General features: G+C 61.8%; 17 protein-coding genes. 1 reads left to right on the top strand and 16 read right to left on the bottom strand.

Annotated elements, in window-relative coordinates:
• Positions 1 to 26: 26 nt before the first annotated feature.
• The 16 genes from rpe to J3U06_RS08795 all read right to left on the bottom strand — a co-directional run bounded on the left by rpe (position 27) and on the right by J3U06_RS08795 (position 16479).
• Entirely contained in the window at positions 27 to 692 is a 666-nt protein-coding gene (gene rpe, locus J3U06_RS08870) for a ribulose-phosphate 3-epimerase (RefSeq protein WP_267444954.1), read from the bottom strand.
• Between the two features lie 89 nt (positions 693 to 781).
• On the bottom strand, positions 782 to 1693 hold the full coding sequence (gene lgt / locus J3U06_RS08865; protein ID WP_267400028.1) for a prolipoprotein diacylglyceryl transferase: 912 nt from the start codon (positions 1691 to 1693) through the stop codon (positions 782 to 784).
• Between the two features lie 37 nt (positions 1694 to 1730).
• Positions 1731 to 2651 (bottom strand): tryptophan synthase subunit alpha, encoded by a 921-nt coding sequence (gene trpA, locus J3U06_RS08860; protein WP_267444960.1) that lies wholly within the window; start codon positions 2649 to 2651, stop codon positions 1731 to 1733.
• Positions 2651 to 4756, bottom strand: a complete 2106-nt coding sequence (gene trpB, locus J3U06_RS08855; RefSeq protein ID WP_267444953.1) for a tryptophan synthase subunit beta — start codon at positions 4754 to 4756, stop codon at positions 2651 to 2653. Before trpB ends, trpA begins: the two co-directional genes overlap by 1 nt.
• 86 nt (positions 4757 to 4842) lie before the next feature.
• The gene (hisI, locus tag J3U06_RS08850; RefSeq protein ID WP_267400030.1) at positions 4843 to 5241 is read right to left on the bottom strand and encodes a phosphoribosyl-AMP cyclohydrolase; all 399 of its coding nucleotides are present in this window, start codon (positions 5239 to 5241) and stop codon (positions 4843 to 4845) included.
• A 140-nt stretch (positions 5242 to 5381) separates the two neighbouring features.
• On the bottom strand, positions 5382 to 6158 hold the full coding sequence (gene hisF / locus J3U06_RS08845) for an imidazole glycerol phosphate synthase subunit HisF (RefSeq protein ID WP_267400032.1): 777 nt from the start codon (positions 6156 to 6158) through the stop codon (positions 5382 to 5384).
• A gap of 113 nt (positions 6159 to 6271) precedes the next feature.
• Entirely contained in the window at positions 6272 to 7459 is a 1188-nt protein-coding gene (rlmN, locus tag J3U06_RS08840) for a 23S rRNA (adenine(2503)-C(2))-methyltransferase RlmN (RefSeq protein WP_267444952.1), read from the bottom strand.
• Positions 7460 to 7496: 37 nt separating this feature from the next.
• Positions 7497 to 8486 (bottom strand): phosphatidate cytidylyltransferase, encoded by a 990-nt coding sequence (locus J3U06_RS08835; protein WP_267444951.1) that lies wholly within the window; start codon positions 8484 to 8486, stop codon positions 7497 to 7499.
• Between the two features lie 25 nt (positions 8487 to 8511).
• Positions 8512 to 9066, bottom strand: a complete 555-nt coding sequence (frr, locus tag J3U06_RS08830) for a ribosome recycling factor (RefSeq protein ID WP_024627683.1) — start codon at positions 9064 to 9066, stop codon at positions 8512 to 8514.
• 114 nt (positions 9067 to 9180) lie between these two features.
• Positions 9181 to 9936, bottom strand: coding sequence for a UMP kinase (gene pyrH, locus J3U06_RS08825; protein WP_267400036.1), 756 nt, complete (start codon positions 9934 to 9936; stop codon positions 9181 to 9183).
• A 210-nt stretch (positions 9937 to 10146) separates the two neighbouring features.
• Positions 10147 to 11001, bottom strand: a complete 855-nt coding sequence (gene tsf, locus J3U06_RS08820; protein WP_267444950.1) for a translation elongation factor Ts — start codon at positions 10999 to 11001, stop codon at positions 10147 to 10149.
• Between the two features lie 27 nt (positions 11002 to 11028).
• Positions 11029 to 11898, bottom strand: a complete 870-nt coding sequence (gene rpsB, locus J3U06_RS08815; protein WP_267444949.1) for a 30S ribosomal protein S2 — start codon at positions 11896 to 11898, stop codon at positions 11029 to 11031.
• A gap of 225 nt (positions 11899 to 12123) precedes the next feature.
• On the bottom strand, positions 12124 to 12606 hold the full coding sequence (locus tag J3U06_RS08810) for a peptide deformylase (RefSeq protein ID WP_267400039.1): 483 nt from the start codon (positions 12604 to 12606) through the stop codon (positions 12124 to 12126).
• A gap of 3 nt (positions 12607 to 12609) precedes the next feature.
• Positions 12610 to 14562, bottom strand: coding sequence for an AMP-dependent synthetase/ligase (locus tag J3U06_RS08805; protein ID WP_267400040.1), 1953 nt, complete (start codon positions 14560 to 14562; stop codon positions 12610 to 12612).
• Positions 14563 to 14600: 38 nt separating this feature from the next.
• On the bottom strand, positions 14601 to 15155 hold the full coding sequence (locus J3U06_RS08800; RefSeq protein ID WP_034524942.1) for a hypothetical protein: 555 nt from the start codon (positions 15153 to 15155) through the stop codon (positions 14601 to 14603).
• A gap of 199 nt (positions 15156 to 15354) precedes the next feature.
• On the bottom strand, positions 15355 to 16479 hold the full coding sequence (locus J3U06_RS08795; protein ID WP_267400041.1) for a GuaB3 family IMP dehydrogenase-related protein: 1125 nt from the start codon (positions 16477 to 16479) through the stop codon (positions 15355 to 15357).
• Positions 16480 to 16642: 163 nt separating this feature from the next.
• On the opposite strand from J3U06_RS08795, the gene J3U06_RS08790 reads away from it, so the two are divergent.
• Positions 16643 to 17902: an NADP-dependent isocitrate dehydrogenase gene (locus tag J3U06_RS08790; protein ID WP_267400042.1), complete on the top strand. Its 1260-nt coding sequence runs from the start codon at positions 16643 to 16645 to the stop codon at positions 17900 to 17902.
• Positions 17903 to 17964: the final 62 nt, after the last annotated feature.

Raw genomic sequence — 17964 nt, 5'->3', positions numbered from 1 at the left:
TATCTCCATTCTTCCTGCAAAACCTGTCAGTCCTTGTAGCTTACCTGCGCGGCTTGCCTGATCTGGTCAATGGCCTTGGCCGGGTCGTCAGCGCCGTAGACCGCGGAGCCTGCGACCAAAACGTCGGCTCCAGCTTCTGCCACTATAGGAGCCGTCGTGGGGCTTACCCCGCCATCCACCTGGATGTAGGTCTTCAGGCCGCGTGCGGTGATCTGGTCACGAAGGCGGCGGGTCTTTGGCATCTGATTGTCCAGGAACTTCTGGCCGCCGAAACCTGGCTCCACGGTCATGACCAGAATCATGTCAAACTCATCGAGAATGTCGAATATCGGCTCCACAGGTTCGGCAGGGCGCACGGCCAGGCAGGCCTTGACCCCCATGTCGTGCAGCTGGCGGGCCAGACGGACCGGGGCATGGACGGCTCCGGTATGGAAGGTGACGGAGGCAACACCCAGCTTGGCGAATTCCGGGGCCCAACGGTCGGGGTCCTCGATCATCAGATGCACGTCCACCGGTAGGTCGGTCACCTGGCAGATGCGCTCCACCACGGGCTCGCCAAGCGTCAGGTTGGGAACGAAATGGTGGTCCATCACATCCACGTGAACCATATCGGCATTGGCAATAGCCTTGAGATCCCGCTCCAAGTTGGCGAAATCGGCGGAAAGAATGCTGGGTGCTATCTGAATGCTCATGGAGATTATTCTATGTTGTACGGAAGACCGGCGGCACCGGTTTGTGGCTCAATTGCACACCTACCGACCCCGGATAGCTGACCCCTGTCCTACTTGCTCCGGGCCTCGGATTCCTGACACACCTCAAGCTCGGTGATGGTCCGCAGCTTTTCGGACAGCAGGGAGGTCGGCTTGCCCTTGCGCGCTATGAGGACGAAGGCTGCAGCCGCCAGGAAGAAGACCGTCATGGACACCCAGACGTTGACCCTGACACCCAGGAATTCGTGGGCGAAGTCGATGCGAAGGGCCTCGATCCAGGTGCGCCCCAGGGTGTACCACATGACATAGAGGGCGAAGAGCGAGCCAGCCTTGAGCACGTTCACGGCCTTGTGGCCGATCCAGACCAGGAGGGCTGCGCCAATCAGGTTCCAGATCATCTCATACAGAAATGTGGGTTGGAAGAGGGTGCCTGTCGGACAGGTGGCCCCGTCATAGCACTGTTCGCTGCTGCCAATGGCGGAACCTGCCGCATCGATCTTCAGTCCCCAGGGCAGCGTGGTTGGGGCCCCGTAGAGTTCCTGGTTGAACCAGTTGCCCAGCCGCCCGATGGCCTGGGCCACCAGAAGGGCAGGAGCCACACTGTCGGCCAGCAGGGCGGTCGGGTAGCTCTTGTGACGGCACCAGGCCCAGGCTGCCAGTGCTCCCAGGAGGACCGCACCCCAGATGCCCAAACCGCCACGCCAGATGCGCAGAATATCGGCTGGATTGCCATCAGCTCCGAAATACCGCTCAGGTGTGGTGATGACGTGGTAGAGCCTGGCGCCGACGATGCCGGCCGGTACCGCGCAGATGGCGATGTCCAGAATCTGGTCGGTCCGGCCACCCTCCTTCTTCCAGCGCCTGGCGGTGATCCAGGCAGCCACGATGATGGCCAGAAGCATGGTCAGCGCGTAGAACCGGATGGTGACCGGCCCCAGATGGAAACTGGAGATTCCTGGCGATGGAATGTAGGCAAGCGTCATAAAGCCCCAATCTAGCCCCTGGGCCTTACAGCGCCACTCACTTCCTGGCCTGTGAGATGCCCCAACGCAGGTCGGAGCAAACCTCAGCCAGGGACTCCAGTGCCTTTCTACGGTCCTTCCGCGGCCTGCCCTCGTCATCCAGAAGGCAGTGGACCAGGGCCGAGCCGACGATGACCCCGTCCGCGTAGGCGCCGACCTGGGAGGCCTGCTGGGCGGTAGACACCCCGATGCCCACGCATACATAAGGGGCCCCAGCCTGCCTGACTCTCGCCACCAGGTTCTGCGCCGAGTTGGACATACTGGTACGTTCGCCGGTCACGCCCATCCGGGAGGTCGCGTAGACGAATCCTCTGGCTGCACGGGAGGTGATCTGCAGACGTGCATCAGTTGAGTCGGGCGAGACCAGATAGACCCGGTCAAGACCATACCGATCCGACTGCTCTATCCATTCCCCGGATTCGTCGACGATCAGATCCGGGGTGACCAGCCCGGACCCGCCGACCTCGGCCATCCGGGCGGCAAAATCCGCTACTCCGTGATGCATGATCAGATTCCAGTAGCTCATGACCAGAGCCCTGGCACCGTCCGCCTGAACCTGGCGGACCGCGTCGAAGACACCCTCGACCTTGACGCCATTGTCGATGGCACACTTGCTGGCCGCCTGGATGACCGGGCCATCCATGACCGGGTCGCTGTAGGGCAGCCCGATCTCGACGATGTCGACCCCGCTTTTCACCATGACCCGCATGGCCTCCAAGGATGTGGGCACGTCAGGGAATCCGTAGGGGAAGTAGCCGATGAATGCTGGCCTGCCCTCTTGGCGGAGGGTCTGCAGCGTGGACGCCACCGGGCTGGCCGTGCGGCTGAACCCCTTAGGTTGGACAGGCTGGGATTGCACAGGCTTGGGTTGGACAGGCTGGACGGGCGCTTTCTGCCACTGCCATTGCTGGTTGACCATCATCGGGCCTCCTCTTCTGCTTGATCGCTTCTGCTGTGCCCGGCCTGGGCTTCCAAAGCGCTGGCCTCCTGCTCGGACAGGTAGCCGAACCATCTGCCCGCCGTGGCTACATCCTTATCGCCCCTGCCCGAGATGTTGATCAGAATGACAGGATTCCTGATTCCCTTGCGCAAAAGGTCGGTGGCCGCCTTGCTGGCTCCGGCCAAGGCGTGCGAGGACTCCAGGGCAGGGATGATGCCCTCGGTCCGGCAGAGGTCGCTGAAAGCCTGCATGGCCTCCTTATCGGTTGCGTAGTCATACTTGACCCGGCCCATGTCGTGCAGCCAGGCATGCTCGGGTCCCACCGAGGCGTAATCCAGACCGGCGGAGATGGAGTAGGTGTCCATGGTCTGACCCTGGTCGTCCTCCAAGAGATAGGACTTGGTTCCTTGGAAGACGCCGATCTGACCGGTGCCTGGCGACAGGCGGATGGCGTGCTTGCCCGACTTGGGCCCGTCCCCGCCGGCCTCATATGCGTAAAGGGAGACCCGTGGATCGTCCAGGAAGGTGTTCATGATGCCGATGGCGTTGGAACCCCCGCCGACGCAGGCCACAACCCCGTCAGGATGGTCGATGCCGTATGCGGAAAGCTGTGCGGATGCCTCTTCGCCGATGATCTTCTGGAAGTCCCTGACGATGGTTGGGAAGGGATGGGGGCCGGCAACCGTGCCCAACAGGTAGTGGGTGGACTCCACGTTGGTCACCCAGTCACGCAGGGCCTCATTGATGGCGTCCTTGAGGATCCTGGTCCCGGTGGTCACCTCGACGACTTCGGCTCCCAGCATCCGCATCCTGGCCACGTTCAGGGCCTGTCTGCGGGCATCGATCTGCCCCATGTAAATTCGGCACTTGAAGCCCAGGAGGGCACAGACCGTGGCCGTGGCCACGCCGTGCTGACCGGCACCGGTCTCCGCGATGACCCGGGTCTTGCCCATGCGCTTGACCAGGAGCCCCTGACCCAGGGCGTTGTTGATCTTGTGGGCGCCCGTGTGGTTCAGGTCCTCCCTTTTCAGGAAGACCCTGACCTGGCCGCCGACCCGATCGCCGATCAGCTTGGCGAACCGAGGCGCCGGTGTCAGGGCCGAGGGACGCCCCACATAGACACGGTTGAGTCTGTTCAGCTCCTCACGGAAGGCCGGATCGGCCTTGGCCGCCTTGTAGACACGCTCCAGCTCATCAAGGGCGCCCACCAGGGCCTCAGGGACGAAACGTCCGCCATAGGGGCCGAAATAGGGACCGCCATGGGTCGACAGGGGTCTGGCCTCGGCGGCCTTGAAGCGGTGGCCAGCCTGAACCAGCAAGCGAACCGTACCCTCCTGGTCCTGGGAGGTGACCAGACCTTCTCCTATCAGGACCGCATCGGCCCCTGCCCGCGCGTACCGCTCCAGCTCGACCGTGCCGAACACTCCGGACTCGGCCACCTTGACCACATCCTTGGGCAGGTTGGAAGCCAGGCGGGCATACTGGTCGACGTCGACGCTCAGGTCCTTCAGATTCCGGGCGTTGATGCCAATCACCTTGGCACCGGCCGCGATGGCCCGCTCGATCTCCTGACGATCATGCGTCTCGACCAGGGCGGTCATGCCCAGGCTCCCGGCCAGGTCCAGCAGGTGCTTGAGACGTGTGTCATCCAAGGCCGCCACAATCAGTAGGATCATGTCGGCCCCGTTGGCCCTGGACTCCCAGACCTGGTAGTCGGAGACGATGAAGTTCTTGTTGAGCACGGGAATGCCCACGGCCTGTCTGACCTGTCGCAGATCCTCCAAGGATCCCAGGAAGCGCCTGCCCTCGGTCAGGACCGATATGGCCGAGGCACCCCCGTTGGCATACTGCCGGGCTAGAGCGGCGGGATTTTTGATGTCGGCAAGGTACCCCTTGGAGGGCGAGGCTCGCTTGATTTCCGCGATGATCGGAATACCGACGCTCTCCCTGAGCAGTCGCGCGGCATCCAGAGGTTTGCGCTTCATGCTCCTGACCTGTTGCTTGAGACTTTCCAAGGGAATCTGTTGCACCCGGCTCCTTGCATCCTCCACGGCGCCGGCCACCAGTTCATCCAAGACGGTCATAGAGCCCTTCCCTCCAGTTTCTTGTGTATTCCCTGTCACAACCTTAGCGTCTTTCTCCACTGGATTACCCATTACCCTTCCTCGCTCTACATCTGTGTCTGAGTACGATTGCCCTGTACCGCAGGCAAGGGTCCTCCGGCTTCAAAACACGACCTGTGTCCGGTGTGGCAGGCCGCCCCCACCTGGTCGACTTCGATAAGCAAGGCGTCCCCGTCGCAGTCGATGCTGACGCCCTTGACGTATTGGACATGCCCGGAGGTTTCCCCCTTGCGCCAGTATTCCTGTCTGGAGCGGGACCAGAAGGTGACCCTTCCTGTAGTCAGGGTCCGTCTCAGGGCCTCCTCATCCATGTACCCGACCATGAGCACCTGACGGCTGTCATACTGTTGGACCACAGCGGCAACAAGTCCCTTGGAATCCTTCTTCAGCCTGGCCGCTATGCTCGGATCCAAACGTGCTTCCTGGTCCTTCGAAGACTGTGACATTGATCCTCATTCTCCTGATTTGTCCGACACATCCTTGCCGGTTGATTATTTATGGTATGGGTATGGTTTCCCGATGACTGCCAGCATGGCCAGCAAATGCCATGCAGCATATGATGTCGAAATTATCTGCCAGATTGGGTTCAGGCCTGCCATCGAACCGGATACCCGGCCGTATGAAGCGCCTGCTTGACATCCTTGATGGACACCTGGCCGAAATGGAAGACGGAAGCCGCCAGGACCGCATCGGCCCCGGCCTTGACCGCAGGAGGAAAATCGGCGGCCTTGCCTGCGCCACCGCTAGCGATGAGCGGAAGAGAGACAGCCTTGCGCACGTCGGCGATCATCTCCAGATCGAATCCCTGACGGGTGCCGTCTGCATCCATGGAGTTGAGGAGGATCTCACCGGCTCCAAGCTTTTGAGCCTGCTTGACCCAGTCGATGGCATCGATGCCGGTGGACTGCTTGCCACCCATGGTGGTCACCTCATATCCTGAGGTAATGCCCTGGGCATTGGATCGGCGGGCATCGACCGAAAGCACCAGGACCTGACGACCGAACCGCTGGGCGATATCCCCGATGACCTGCGGATTGGCAATGGCTGCCGTGTTGATGCCGACCTTGTCGGCCCCTGACCGCAGGAGAGTGTCGACATCCTGCGGCGTCCGCACACCTCCGCCGACGGTCAATGGAATGAAGATCTGGTCGGCAGTGCTCTTGACCAGGTCCACCATGGTGGCTCGCCCGCTTCCAGAGGCAGTCACATCCAGAAAAGTCAGTTCGTCAGCGCCCTGCTGGTAGTAAGCGGAAGCCAGTTCGACCGGGTCGCCCGCATCGCGCAGATTTTTGAAGTGGACGCCTTTGACCACACGGCCCTGGTCGACATCCAGGCAGGGAATGACACGAACCGCTACCGCCATGCGACCTGCCTTCCTGCCTGAACCGATTTGTTTGAGTCAAGACCTTAGCTGCTCTGGTGTCCGAAGGCCCTGGCATGTCCACACTATGGCATGAACGCATTGTAAAAGCTGATTCAGGCCTGAAGCTTGACGGCCTTGGCTGCCAGCTGCCCGCAGGCACCTTCGATGTCCGATCCGCGAGTGTCCCTCATGGTTGCAGTGATTCCGGCCTTGTGGAGGATGTCCAGGAAGCGCTGCTCGTCCTCGGGCTTGGAGGCCGTCCAACGGGACCCCTCGATTGGATTCAAGGGTATGGGATTGACATGAGCCCAGTCGTCCCCATAATGATTGAGGCGCTTGGCCAGAAGGCGGACATGCTCGGCCTGGTCGTTGATGCCTCGCATCAGGGCATACTCGATGCTGACCCGTCTGCCACTAGCCAGGTAGTAGTCGTGGGCCGCGTCCAGAACCTGGGTGGTGTTGAAGCGTCTGTTCATGGGAACCAGCTCGTCGCGCAACTTATCGCTGGGAGCATGGAGGGAGACGGCCAGACGGACCGGAATGCCCTCTTTGGTCAGCTTGCGGATGCCGGGGACCACACCGACCGTGGAGACGGTGATGTTCCTAGCCGAGATGCCGAATCCCTTGGGTGGCAGGGCACTGATCTGTCTGACTGCGGAAAGCACAGCCCGATAGTTGCCCATGGGCTCGCCCATCCCCATGAAGACGATGTTGCTCAGACGTCCCGGGCCTCCGGCAACCTGTCCGGACCGCATCATCCGGGAGGCGGCCCTGACCTGTTCCAGAATCTCGCCGGTCGACATGTTCCGGGTCAATCCAAGCTGACCGGTGGCGCAGAAGGGACAGCCCATACCGCAGCCGACCTGACTGGAGATGCAAAGGGTGGCTCTGGAGGGATAGCGCATAAGCACGGACTCGATCCTGGACCCGTCGAAGAGCTCCCAGAGGGTCTTGATGGTCGTCCCTTGGTCCGCCTTCTGGACAGTGACCGGGGTGATCAGTTCAGAGAAGAAGCGGTGCACGGCCTCCTGACGGCTGGCTGCGGGAAAGTCCGTGAAGTCGTCCGGATTGGTGGACAGATGGTTGAAGTAATGGTTGGCCAGCTGCGAGACCCGGAATTTCGGCAGGCCCAGTTGCGCGCAGACCTCCTGACGCTCATGCTGGTCCATATCCGTAAAGTGGCGCGGTGGCTTGCCTCGACGGGCGTGGTCGGCCGCCAGAACGTCGCGGAAAGCCCCATCCTCGCCTCCTGGGGTGATGCCGGTTTCAGGCTCGGCACCGGTCAAATCGACATCTGTCATACCTCTACCTCATCCTGTATCAGCCGTCAAATACCGGTCACAGACCGGTAATCAAAAGAACCAGTGTGATGAACGGTGCGGACATGAGGATGGAATCCACCCTGTCCAGCACTCCGCCATGGCCCTTGAGCAGGTGGCCCATGTCCTTGATCCCCAGGTCACGTTTGATCAAGGATGCGCTCAGGTCCCCTAGGGTGCCTGTGGCTCCGACCATGATGCCCATGAGCAGGGCGACCCACCAGATCCGCCCCCAAACCGCCATGGGATAGGTGGCCGCGAAGATAACCAGGGCGCCAACCAGACAGCAGAGCATGGAGCCTGCCAACCCCTCCACGGATTTGCCGGGAGAGATGCGGGGCGAGATCTTGTGCTTACCGAAGAGCGAGCCAAAGAGAAGACCACCGATGTCGCTTAAGGCGGGCAGGAAAATCACCATGAATGCGTGTGCGGCAGGATGCCCGCCGAAGGTGGTGGGCAGGGTTATCAGACAGGCCAGAAGGGTGATGTAGACAACGGTCAGAAGGGTGACGCCCACATTGGCCAGGCTGCTTGATCGGTTCTCCCCATCTGAGGCGCCATAGGAGGCATCGGCCATGGTCTGCGCATCCTTGCCCGAGAGCTTGGCGTTCACCGCTTTGACCAGCCGACCGCCCAGGCGATGGTTGCGGGTGGCCGCAAGGGCCCCGACCAGGGCGGTGATCAGAACTCCGGCGGTCATGACCGCCACGTGATCAGGAGCGTAGAAGGAGGCCAGCATGGTGGCAGCCGAGCAGATCCAGAGCTCGACCACCGATATATGCAGGCCAGCCGTGGCAAAGTCCACCCTGAGCTCCCAAAGCCCCAGGGTCATGAAGATCACGATCAGGTAGATGAATGCGTCGATGCGCACCAGGATGCAGGCCAGGATGATGACCACCAGAAGCGCGCCAGTGGCCACCGCCTGCGGCATGTTGCGTCCGGTCCGCTTGTTCAGGCTTGCGACGGCATCCTGACCGGCCTTCTCGGCCGAGCTTTCCTTAGTACTCATGAAGTGTGGACCCTCCCCAGGCGGATCAGACCTCGAGGATCTCCTTCTCCTTGGCATCCAGGAGCTGATCAATCATGTCGTTCTTCTGCTTGGTGACGGTCTCCAGCTCCTTCTGCAGCCGGTTGCCTTCATCCTCGCCCAGGTCGCCATCCTTGACCTTGGCCTCCAGCTCTTCCTTGACCTTGCGCCGGATGTTGCGGACGGCCACCTTGCCCTCCTCAGCCTTGGTCTTGGCCAGCTTGACGTAATCCCGGCGGCGCTCCTCGGTCAGCTCGGGCATGGTGACCCTGATGACGTTGCCGTCACGGCTAGGGTTGACGCCCAGGTCCGAATCGCGAATGGCCTTCTCGACCGCACCCGCCTGGGAGGGGTCGAAGGGGGTGACGGCCAGGGTGCGAGGCTCCGGGACGCCGATGGATGCCAGCGACTTGATGGGCGTGGGAGTGCCATAGTACTCCACCATGATGTCGTTGAGGAAGGAGGGGTTGGCACGCCCGGTCCTGATTCCCGAGAAGTTCTCCTTGGTCGCCTCGATGCTCTTGTCCATCTGCCTTCCGGCCTGGTCCACCACTGTGGTCATGATCTGCTCCTTGCTGTATGGACCATCCGCCTGTGCGCGCGAGGTCCGTCATTCTTATACTCTACGGCCATGGGGCCACAGGGGCCAAGCGGCGCGGGGTGTGCCCGCAACCGGTCACAGGGTACGATCAGGACCACCGTGGACCAGGGTGCCCAGACGCTGGCCCTTGAGCGCTCCGGTCACGTTGCCATCACCCTCCAGTCCGAAGACACGGATGGGCATATCGTTGTCCCGGGCCATGGACAGGGCTGCCGCATCCATGACGGCCAAATTGTCCACCAGAGCCCGCTGATAGCTCAGATTGGTGAACATGCGCGCAGAAGCCTGCTTGTGCGGATCAGCCGTATACACGCCATCCACACCGTTCTTGCCCATGAGGACCTCGACGCAATGAATCTCCAGAGCCCGCTGGATGGAGACGGTGTCGGTGGAGAAGTAAGGCATGCCTGATCCGGCACCGAAGATGACCACACGACCCTTTTCCAGATGACGGATGGCCTTGAGCGGGATATAGGGCTCGGCCACCTGGCCCATAGTGATGGCTGTCTGCACCCTGGTGGCCTGACCATCCTGCTCCAGGAAGTCCTGCAGGGCCAGGCAGTTCATGACCGTACCCAGCATGCCCATGTAGTCGCCGCGCGAACGCTCGATTCCGGCCTGGCTGAGCTCGGCTCCGCGGAAGAAGTTGCCGCCGCCCACCACGATGGCCACCTGCACGCCGCCCTGTACCGCCTGGACGATCTCCTTGGCCACCCGCTTGACCACCTGCACGTCGATGCCGACCTCGCCTCCCCCGAAGGCCTCTCCGGAGAGCTTGAGCAGCACACGACGAGGCGATGCTGGGTTTTGCGCTGAATCGGATCCAGTCATAAAAGCCCTTTCTCCAAACATGATGACGGGCGGAATACGCCGGTAACTAGGGTATCGGGGCTGGACGACAACCCCTTCTTGGTCAGGCTCGGGACAAAAGAAGGGGAGCAGCCACGAAAGCCACTCCCCTATCGTCAATTACCATCAATGCCGGTCATCTGCCTATCCCTCAGCTCAGGATCAGGCCAGGCAACTCAGTACATTGCTGGGCTACTCCTCTTCGTCGCCTTTGCCGACCTCGAGACGGGCGAAGGCCAGAGCCTTGCCGCCAGCCTGCTTGAAGAGGTCGCCAATGGTCTTGGAAGTGTCCTTGACATACTGCTGCTCCAGCAGGACGGTCTCCTTGAAGAAGGCGTTCAGACGCCCCTCGACGATCTTGGGGATAATCTTCTCGGGCTTGCCTTCGGCCTGGGACTTCTCAGTGGCCACGCGACGCTCGGACTCCACCACGTCGGCAGGCACATCCTCGCGGCTGAGCCACTTGGGGCTCATGGCGGAGATCTGCAGAGCCACCTCATGGGCCACCTGGGCGCCGGCCTCATCAGTGGCGATCATGGCCACAATGGAGGGGGGCATTTCCACGGACTTGCGGTGGGCGTAAATCTCCACACGGGAGCCCTCGACCCGGGCCACCTGGCCGACCTTGACGTGCTCATGGAAGAGCGCGCCGGCCTCCTCTACGGTCTCCTTGACGGTGCCGGACTTGGATGGAGCGGCATCGACCTGCTCGACGTTGGAGGCATCAGCCTTGGCCACGTCGTCGATGACCTCTTGGCCGAACTCGACGAACTGAGGGGTCTTGGCCACGAAGTCGGTCTCGGAGTTGAGCTCGACGGCGTAGCCGATCTGACCCTGTCCGCCCTCGACGACGGTGGAGGCGATCAAGCCCTCCTGAGCCTTGCGACCCTCGCGGGCGCCTGCGGCCTGGATACCGGTGGCGCGGATGATCTCCTTGGCGCGGGCCATGTCGCCCTCGGCCTCGGTCAGGGCCTTCTTGACGTCCATCATGCCGGCGCCGGTCTGATCGCGCAGCTCCTTGATCAGTGCAGCGGTGATTTTTGCCATGAAACTCTCCTATCTAGACGTCAGATTTCAGGCAGCCTGATCGGCAGCGGGGGTCTCCTGCTGCTCTTGCGCAGGCTGCTCGGCCTGGGGAGCCTGGGCAGTCTCCTGGGCCTGCTCCTGCGGCTGTCCGTCCTTGTTCTCCAGCAGGTTCTTCTCCCACTCGGCCATGGGCTGGTCGGAGGCCTCCTCGGTCTTGGCGGCCTTGCTGGAACGCTCCAACAGACCGTCAGCCACGGCATCGGCCATCAGCCTGGTCAGCAGCTCGACGCCACGGATGGCATCATCGTTGGCGGGAATGGGGTAGGTGACAAGTTCGGGATCCGTGTTGGTGTCCACCAGGGCCACGACCGGGATACCCAGCTTGTTGGCCTCGGAGACCGCCAGGGCCTCCTTGTTGATGTCGACCACGAACAGGGCCGAAGGGGTGCGGTTCATGTTGCGGATGCCGCCCAGCTGACGCTCCAGCTTGTCCTTCTCGCGACGCAGCAGCAGGAGCTCCTTCTTGGTCAGCCCCGAGCCGTGCACGTCGTCGAAGTCCATCTCCTCCAGCTCCTTCAAGCGGCCGACCCGCTTGGTCACGGTCTGGAAGTTGGTCAGCATGCCACCCAGCCAACGCTCGGAGACGTAGGGCATGTTCACCCGGGTGGCCTGGGCCTTGATGGCCTCCTGGGCCTGCTTCTTGGTCCCCACGAAGAGCACGGTGCCGTTGTGGGCGACTGTCTGCTTGATGAAGTCATAGGCCTGGTCGATCAGACCGAGCGACTTGAAGAGGTTGATGATGTGGATGCCGTTGCGCTCCATCAGGATGTACTGCTTCATCTTGGGGTTCCAACGACGGGTCTGGTGTCCGAAGTGGACGCCGGCCTTCAGCATTTCGCTCATGGTGATCTGTGCCATGTCTATACCTTTCATTGTCGGTTATTGCCTGGCCATGTGCACCTGCGTGCAACTCCGAGGAGCCGACCGACACAGGACGTCGCGGACATGGCGCGAATTTGCGGCGTGTGTTCGGGAATACGCTTGGCGCGCCTGCCCGCCCGTGACAGCAGACCTGCGCAGTGACACGCCGAATTACCATGATACCCGAGGCCAATGACCTCGGGTATCATGTTCGCCCTCTGCCTACCTAGCTGATCTCAGCTGCTGCATGGCCTTGCGACGGACGTCGCTCTCCAGCCGATCCACATAGACATGGCCGTCCAGGTGATCGCACTCGTGCTGGATCATCCGCCCCATGATGCCATGGCCCTCAAGAGTCACCGTCTTGCCATCCAGGTCGATGCCGTGTGCTCGGGCGTAGTCGGCACGCCTGGTCGGATACCAAAGGTTGGGCAGGGACAGGCATCCCTCCTCGCCATACTGCTCGCCGGAGGCCTTGTCGATGACCGGATTGATGATGTAGCCCACCTTGCCACCAATGTTGTAGGAGAAGACGCGCAGGCCCACCCCGATCTGATTGGCCGACAGGCCTGCCCTGCCCGGGTCGTCCACGGTGTCCACCAGGTCACGGACCAGACTGCGCACAGCCGGGGTGATGCTGGTCACTGGATCGCAGGGGGTTCGCAAAACCGGATCGGGAACCACTCTGATTGTACGAATCGCCACTGCTTACTCCTCGTCCTCCGGGGCCGCTTCCTCCTCCTGGCGGCCATCACGCTTGCGTCCGGTCATGCTTGCCAGGGAATCGCTCATGGTGGTCCGTGCCCTGCTGACAATGTCGTTCTCCTTGGCAGCAGGCTTGGCTGGCGTCCTAGGCGCATAGAGGACCTTATCCACGAGTTCAGCGTACTGGCGGAGCACCTCGGGGCGCACCACCTTCAGGCTGGGGGTCAGGGTGCCGTCCTCCTGACTGAAGTCCTTGTCCAGCACCAGGAACTTACGCACCGACTCGGCCCGCGAGACGTTGCAGTTGGCCTTGTCCACATACTGCTGGATGAAGGCATGGATGGCCTCGTTGTGGCTGGCCTGCTCCATGCTCATGTCAGCGTCCAGACCCTGGGAGGTCAGCCAGGACTTCAGCATCCCGGCGTCCAGGGTGACCAGGGCACCTACGAAGGGCCTGCCGTCGCCCACGACCACGGCCTGGGAGACTACGGGGCAGGTGCTGATGACATCCTCCAGGGGAGCCGGGCTCACGTTCTTGCCGCCGGCGGTGATGATAACGTCCTTTTTGCGGCCGGTGATGAAGACGAAGCCCTGGTCGTCGATCTGGGCCAGATCACCGGTGTGGAGCCAGCCATCCTTATCGAGCACGGTGGAATCAAGCTCAGGCTGGTGGTAGTAGCCCATGAAGACGCTGGGACCCTTGACCAGGAGCTCATCGTCGTCGCTCAGCCTGACCGTGATGCCCGAGCCAGGGCGGCCGACAGATCCCACCTCGTTGGCATCCTCGAAGTTGACGATGCAGGGTGCTGCCGTCTCGGTCATCCCGTAGCCCTGAATGAAGGTGATCCCGTCGATCCCGTTGAAGAAATGGGCCAGGTCGGCGTTCATGGGCGCGCCGCCGCAGGCCAGGTAACTCAGGTTGGAGCCCAGGGCGGACTCGATCGTATTGCCGACGGTCTTGGTGTAGAAGGCGTGGGCGAGGCGGGTAAACAGCGAATGACCGTTCCCCTCCTGCTCGTCCTTGGACCACTTGATGAAGTGCTTGGTGGCCTTAGCGAAGACCTTGCCGGCCATGCCGGTGCCGGCCTTTTGCGAGGCAGCGTTGTAGACCTTCTCGAAGACGCGTGGCACGCCCAGCAGATATGTGGGCCGGAAGGTGCGCAGATCGGTCAGCAGGTGCTTGGCGTTGGAGACGTATCCAACCACGCCCTGGGCGCCGATAGCCACATACTGGATGTAGCGGGCGAAGCAGTGGGCAAGGGGCAGGAAGAGCATCAGGCGGGAGGGCGCTGCCAGCATGTGGTAGAGCACATCCCAGCCCACAAAGACGATGTGGACGAAGTTCCGGTTGGAGAGCATGGCGCCCTTGGGCTCCCCAGTTGAGCCCGAAGTGTAGACGATGGTAGCCAGATCGTCGGCCTTGACTTGGGCAATGGCCTGATCCAGGCGCTCATCTTCGATCCCTTGGCCGAATTCGCTGACTGCGTTCAGGCCCCCGGCTTCGAAATTGAAGACGTACTTGAGCTTGGGCGAGGATCCCCGGACCTGCTCCAGGATCTGTGCATGCTCTGAGTCACCGGCAAAGGCCAGGATGCAGTCCACATCCTGAACGATCTTCTGGGCCTGGCTGGGCGAGTCGGTCTCGTAGATGGGCACAGAGACCGCCCCGATGGCAGCGCAGGCAAAGTCCGTAACCCCCCAGTCATAACTGGTGGAGGCGTAGATGACCACAGTGCTGCCCTTTTCCACGCCCAAAGCCATCATGCCCTTGGCCACGGCGCGAACCCGTGCGGACATCTGCCCGGCCTTGACATCGTGCCAGTTTCTGGTCATGGGATCCTGCCACTGGGCAACCAGCTCTTCAGGGTCACGGGCGGTGCGTTTTGCCAGGAGTGAATAGATGGTGTCCTTGTCCGTCGTCGGGTGTTGAAGCTCGACCGTATATTCACGCAACATACCCACCATCATATGGGTCAACCCGCCAAAGCCGCCGCCTAGCCCATGTCGAAGCGCACACAGACCCAGCGCGAACCGCTTCTGGCGACGATCAGGTTGGTCAGCACAGTGCGCTCACCGACCAGAAATCCGATGGTGGTTTCGTACCGGTCACGGTCTACGCGGTAGATCTCAACCAGTTTAGGGATCAGCGGCAGATAAGTCATGCCGGCGTGGTCCGCTGTTCGGACCATGCCCAGATGCCGATCCCGTAGCAACTGGGCCAGCAGGGCCAATCGTTCCATGCAGACGCGGTTGAGCACACGATCCAGGCTCTTCATAGGTAAACGACCCCGCAACACATCGAAGACCCTGGATGCCAAGGCGCACAGATTGACAAGAATACGCTTGAGATCCGCAGACAGGCCCTCATGCCCGGCAGCATCCCCCGGCCGGATGAAGTTGACCGTTCGCACTGTCAGGTTGATGTCGCCAAATCCCAAGGGGACCTGCGTGCAGGTAGACGGCCACCAGCCGCCGACCTCCTGTCCTGTCGACTCCTCGGTTGCTTGATCTTGGTCCCAGACCGGTGCCAGATCCATATACTCCGTCATACTTCTCCCCTCGCACTACTATGTGCTTGTTCCCCCTCCCATGCCGGCGAGGTGCACTGGGCAACCGACGCAACGACAGCGAATACGTCCAGAGTAAGAATGCACTGAGGGATTGTAAAGGCCGGTTCAGGAATGTGGTCAACCTGGACCGGCCTTTAGACAGATTGTGGATAAATGGACCGTGAATGTCCTGTTCTACTCAGCAGCGGGGGGCGGGGGTCACTGCCACACGGCACTTCTGGAAGTTTTTGACATCCACATAACCGGTGGAAGCCATGGCCCGGCGCAGGGCCCCGATCAGATTCAGACTGCCGTCGGTGCGATCGCTGGGACCGAAGAGTATGCGCTCCAGGCTGCCCACCTGCCCGACCTGGACCCTGCGGCCCCTCGGCAGTTCAGGATGATGAGCTTCGGCCCCCCAGTGCATGCCCTGGCCGGGAGCCTCCGTAGCCTTGGCTAAGGGCGTGCCCAGCATGACCGCGTCGGCCCCCATGGCCAAGGCCTTGACAAAGGAACCCGAGGTACCAGTCTCCCCATCAGCGATGACCTGAACGTAACGTCCGCCCGACTCGTCCAGGTAGTCGCGACGCGCCTCGGCCACATCCGAGATGGCCGTGGCCATAGGCGCTTGGATTCCGACGGTGGCGGAATCAATGGATGACGCTCCCCCGCCGAACCCGACCAGCACCCCGGCGGCTCCAGTGCGCATCAGATGCAGGGCAGCCTGATAGGTGGCGGCCCCGCCGACGATGACCGGAACGTCCAGGTCATAGATGAACTTCTTTAAATTCAGGGGCTCATGGCTGGTGGAGACGTGTTCGGCCGAGACCGCTGTTCCTCGGATCACGAAGAGGTCCACGCCCGCATCGACCACCGTGGCATAGAACTCCTGGGTGCGCTGAGGGGACAGGGCTCCGGCCACCGTGACCCCGGCCTTGCGAATCTCCTGCAGACGGCGGGTGATCAGCTCCGCCTTGACCGGCTCCCGGTAGGCTTCCTGAATGACCCCGGTCGCCTGCTCCGGCGAGGCATGGGCTATCCGGTCCAGCTGCGGACGCGGATCCTCATACCGGGTCCACAGTCCCTCCAGGTCCAGCACGCCCAGTCCGCCCATCCGTCCCAGGGCGATGGCCGTCTCCGGGCTGGTGACCGAATCCATGGGCGCTGCCAAAAGTGGCAGGTTGAACTCGTAGGCATCCACCTGCCAGGCCGTGGAGACATCCTGGGGATCCCGGGTCCTTCTTGAGGGGAGTATGGAGACATCATCGAGCATGTAGGCCACCGTGGCCTTCTTGCCGAGACCGATTTCGATTTCCTGTGTCATGTCTGCCAGCCTAGCGCCTCACAATGACGCTCCGACGTGCTACGAACGGGTTACGAGCATGGGAACAGAGAGTAACAAACTTGGGATAAAACAGTTCGCGAGCGCAACTGAGGCATCGGGAGCAGGATCCGGCCCCCGACCCGCCGATCGATAGGAGGCCGCCATGGACAAGATCGCCGTGAAAGGACGTATCGTCGAGCTCGACGGTGACGAAATGACCCGGGTCATCTGGAAAATGATCAAGGAACGGCTGATTCTGCCCTACCTGGACGTGGACCTGGACTATTACGACCTGGGCATCCGCAACAGGGACGCCACCGACGACAAGGTCACCGTGCAGGCGGCACAGGCCATTCAGCGCGAGCACGTGGGCGTCAAGTGCGCCACCATTACCCCGGACGAGGCCCGGGTAAAGGAATTCGGTCTCAAGCGCATGTGGAAGTCGCCCAACGGTACCATCCGCAACATTCTTGGCGGAACCATCTTCCGCGAGCCCATCGTCATCGACAACATTCCCCGGCTGGTTCCCGGATGGTCCAAGCCCATCGTGGTGGCCCGCCATGCCTTCGGCGACCAATACCAGGCAACTGATTTCACTGTGCCCGGGCCGGGAAAGCTCAGCGTCGTCTTCACTCCTGAAGACGGGAGCGACCCGGTGACCCGAGAGGTGACCGTCTACCCAGGTCCGGGTGTGGCACAGGTACAGTTCAACCTGGACGACTCCATCCGCGACTTCGCGCGTTCCTGCTTCAACTACGCCCTGCAGAGGCACTATCCGGTCTACCTGAGCACCAAGAACACCATCCTCAAGGCCTACGACGGCCGGTTCAAGGACATTTTCGCCCAAGTCTACGAGCAGGAGTACCAGAGTCGGTTCGAACAAGAAGGGCTGACCTACCAGCATCGGCTGATCGACGACATGGTGGCCTCCTCGCTCAAATGGCAGGGCGGCTATGTCTGGGCCTGCAAGAACTACGACGGCGACGTCCAGTCCGATGCAATTGCTCAGGGGTTCGGATCCCTTGGTCTCATGACCTCCATGCTGATGACGGCCGATGGACAGACCGTAGAGGCCGAGGCCGCCCATGGGACCGTGACCAGGCATTACCGGCGCTGGCTCAAGGGGGAAACCACTTCCACCAACCCGATCGCCTCCATTTTCGCCTGGACCGGCGGGCTCAAGCAGCGGGCGCGGCTGGATGACACCCCCAAGGTGGCCGAGTTCGCGCAAACACTGGAATCCGTGGTCATCGAGACCGTACGCTCCGGTCGCATGACCAAGGATCTTGCCAGCCTGGTGGGTCCTGATCAGCCTTGGCTGGACACCGAAGGGTTCATGGACGCCTTGGACCATGCTCTTGCCGAGCGTATGTCTTCAGGTGCTGCAGAAGCCACCGAACGCAAGGCGGCCAAGGCAGACTAGCAGATAAGACACCAGCACCCTCTTCTTGCCATTGCAGACGGTTATTGCAGGCGGTTACTCTC

Origin of the sequence: Bifidobacterium sp. B4142 (assembly GCF_026537325.1) — a bacterium.
GTDB lineage: Bacteria > Actinomycetota > Actinomycetes > Actinomycetales > Bifidobacteriaceae > Bombiscardovia.
The sequence above is the reverse complement of the archived record's forward strand: the minus strand, read 5'-3'. Positions and strand labels throughout refer to the sequence as shown.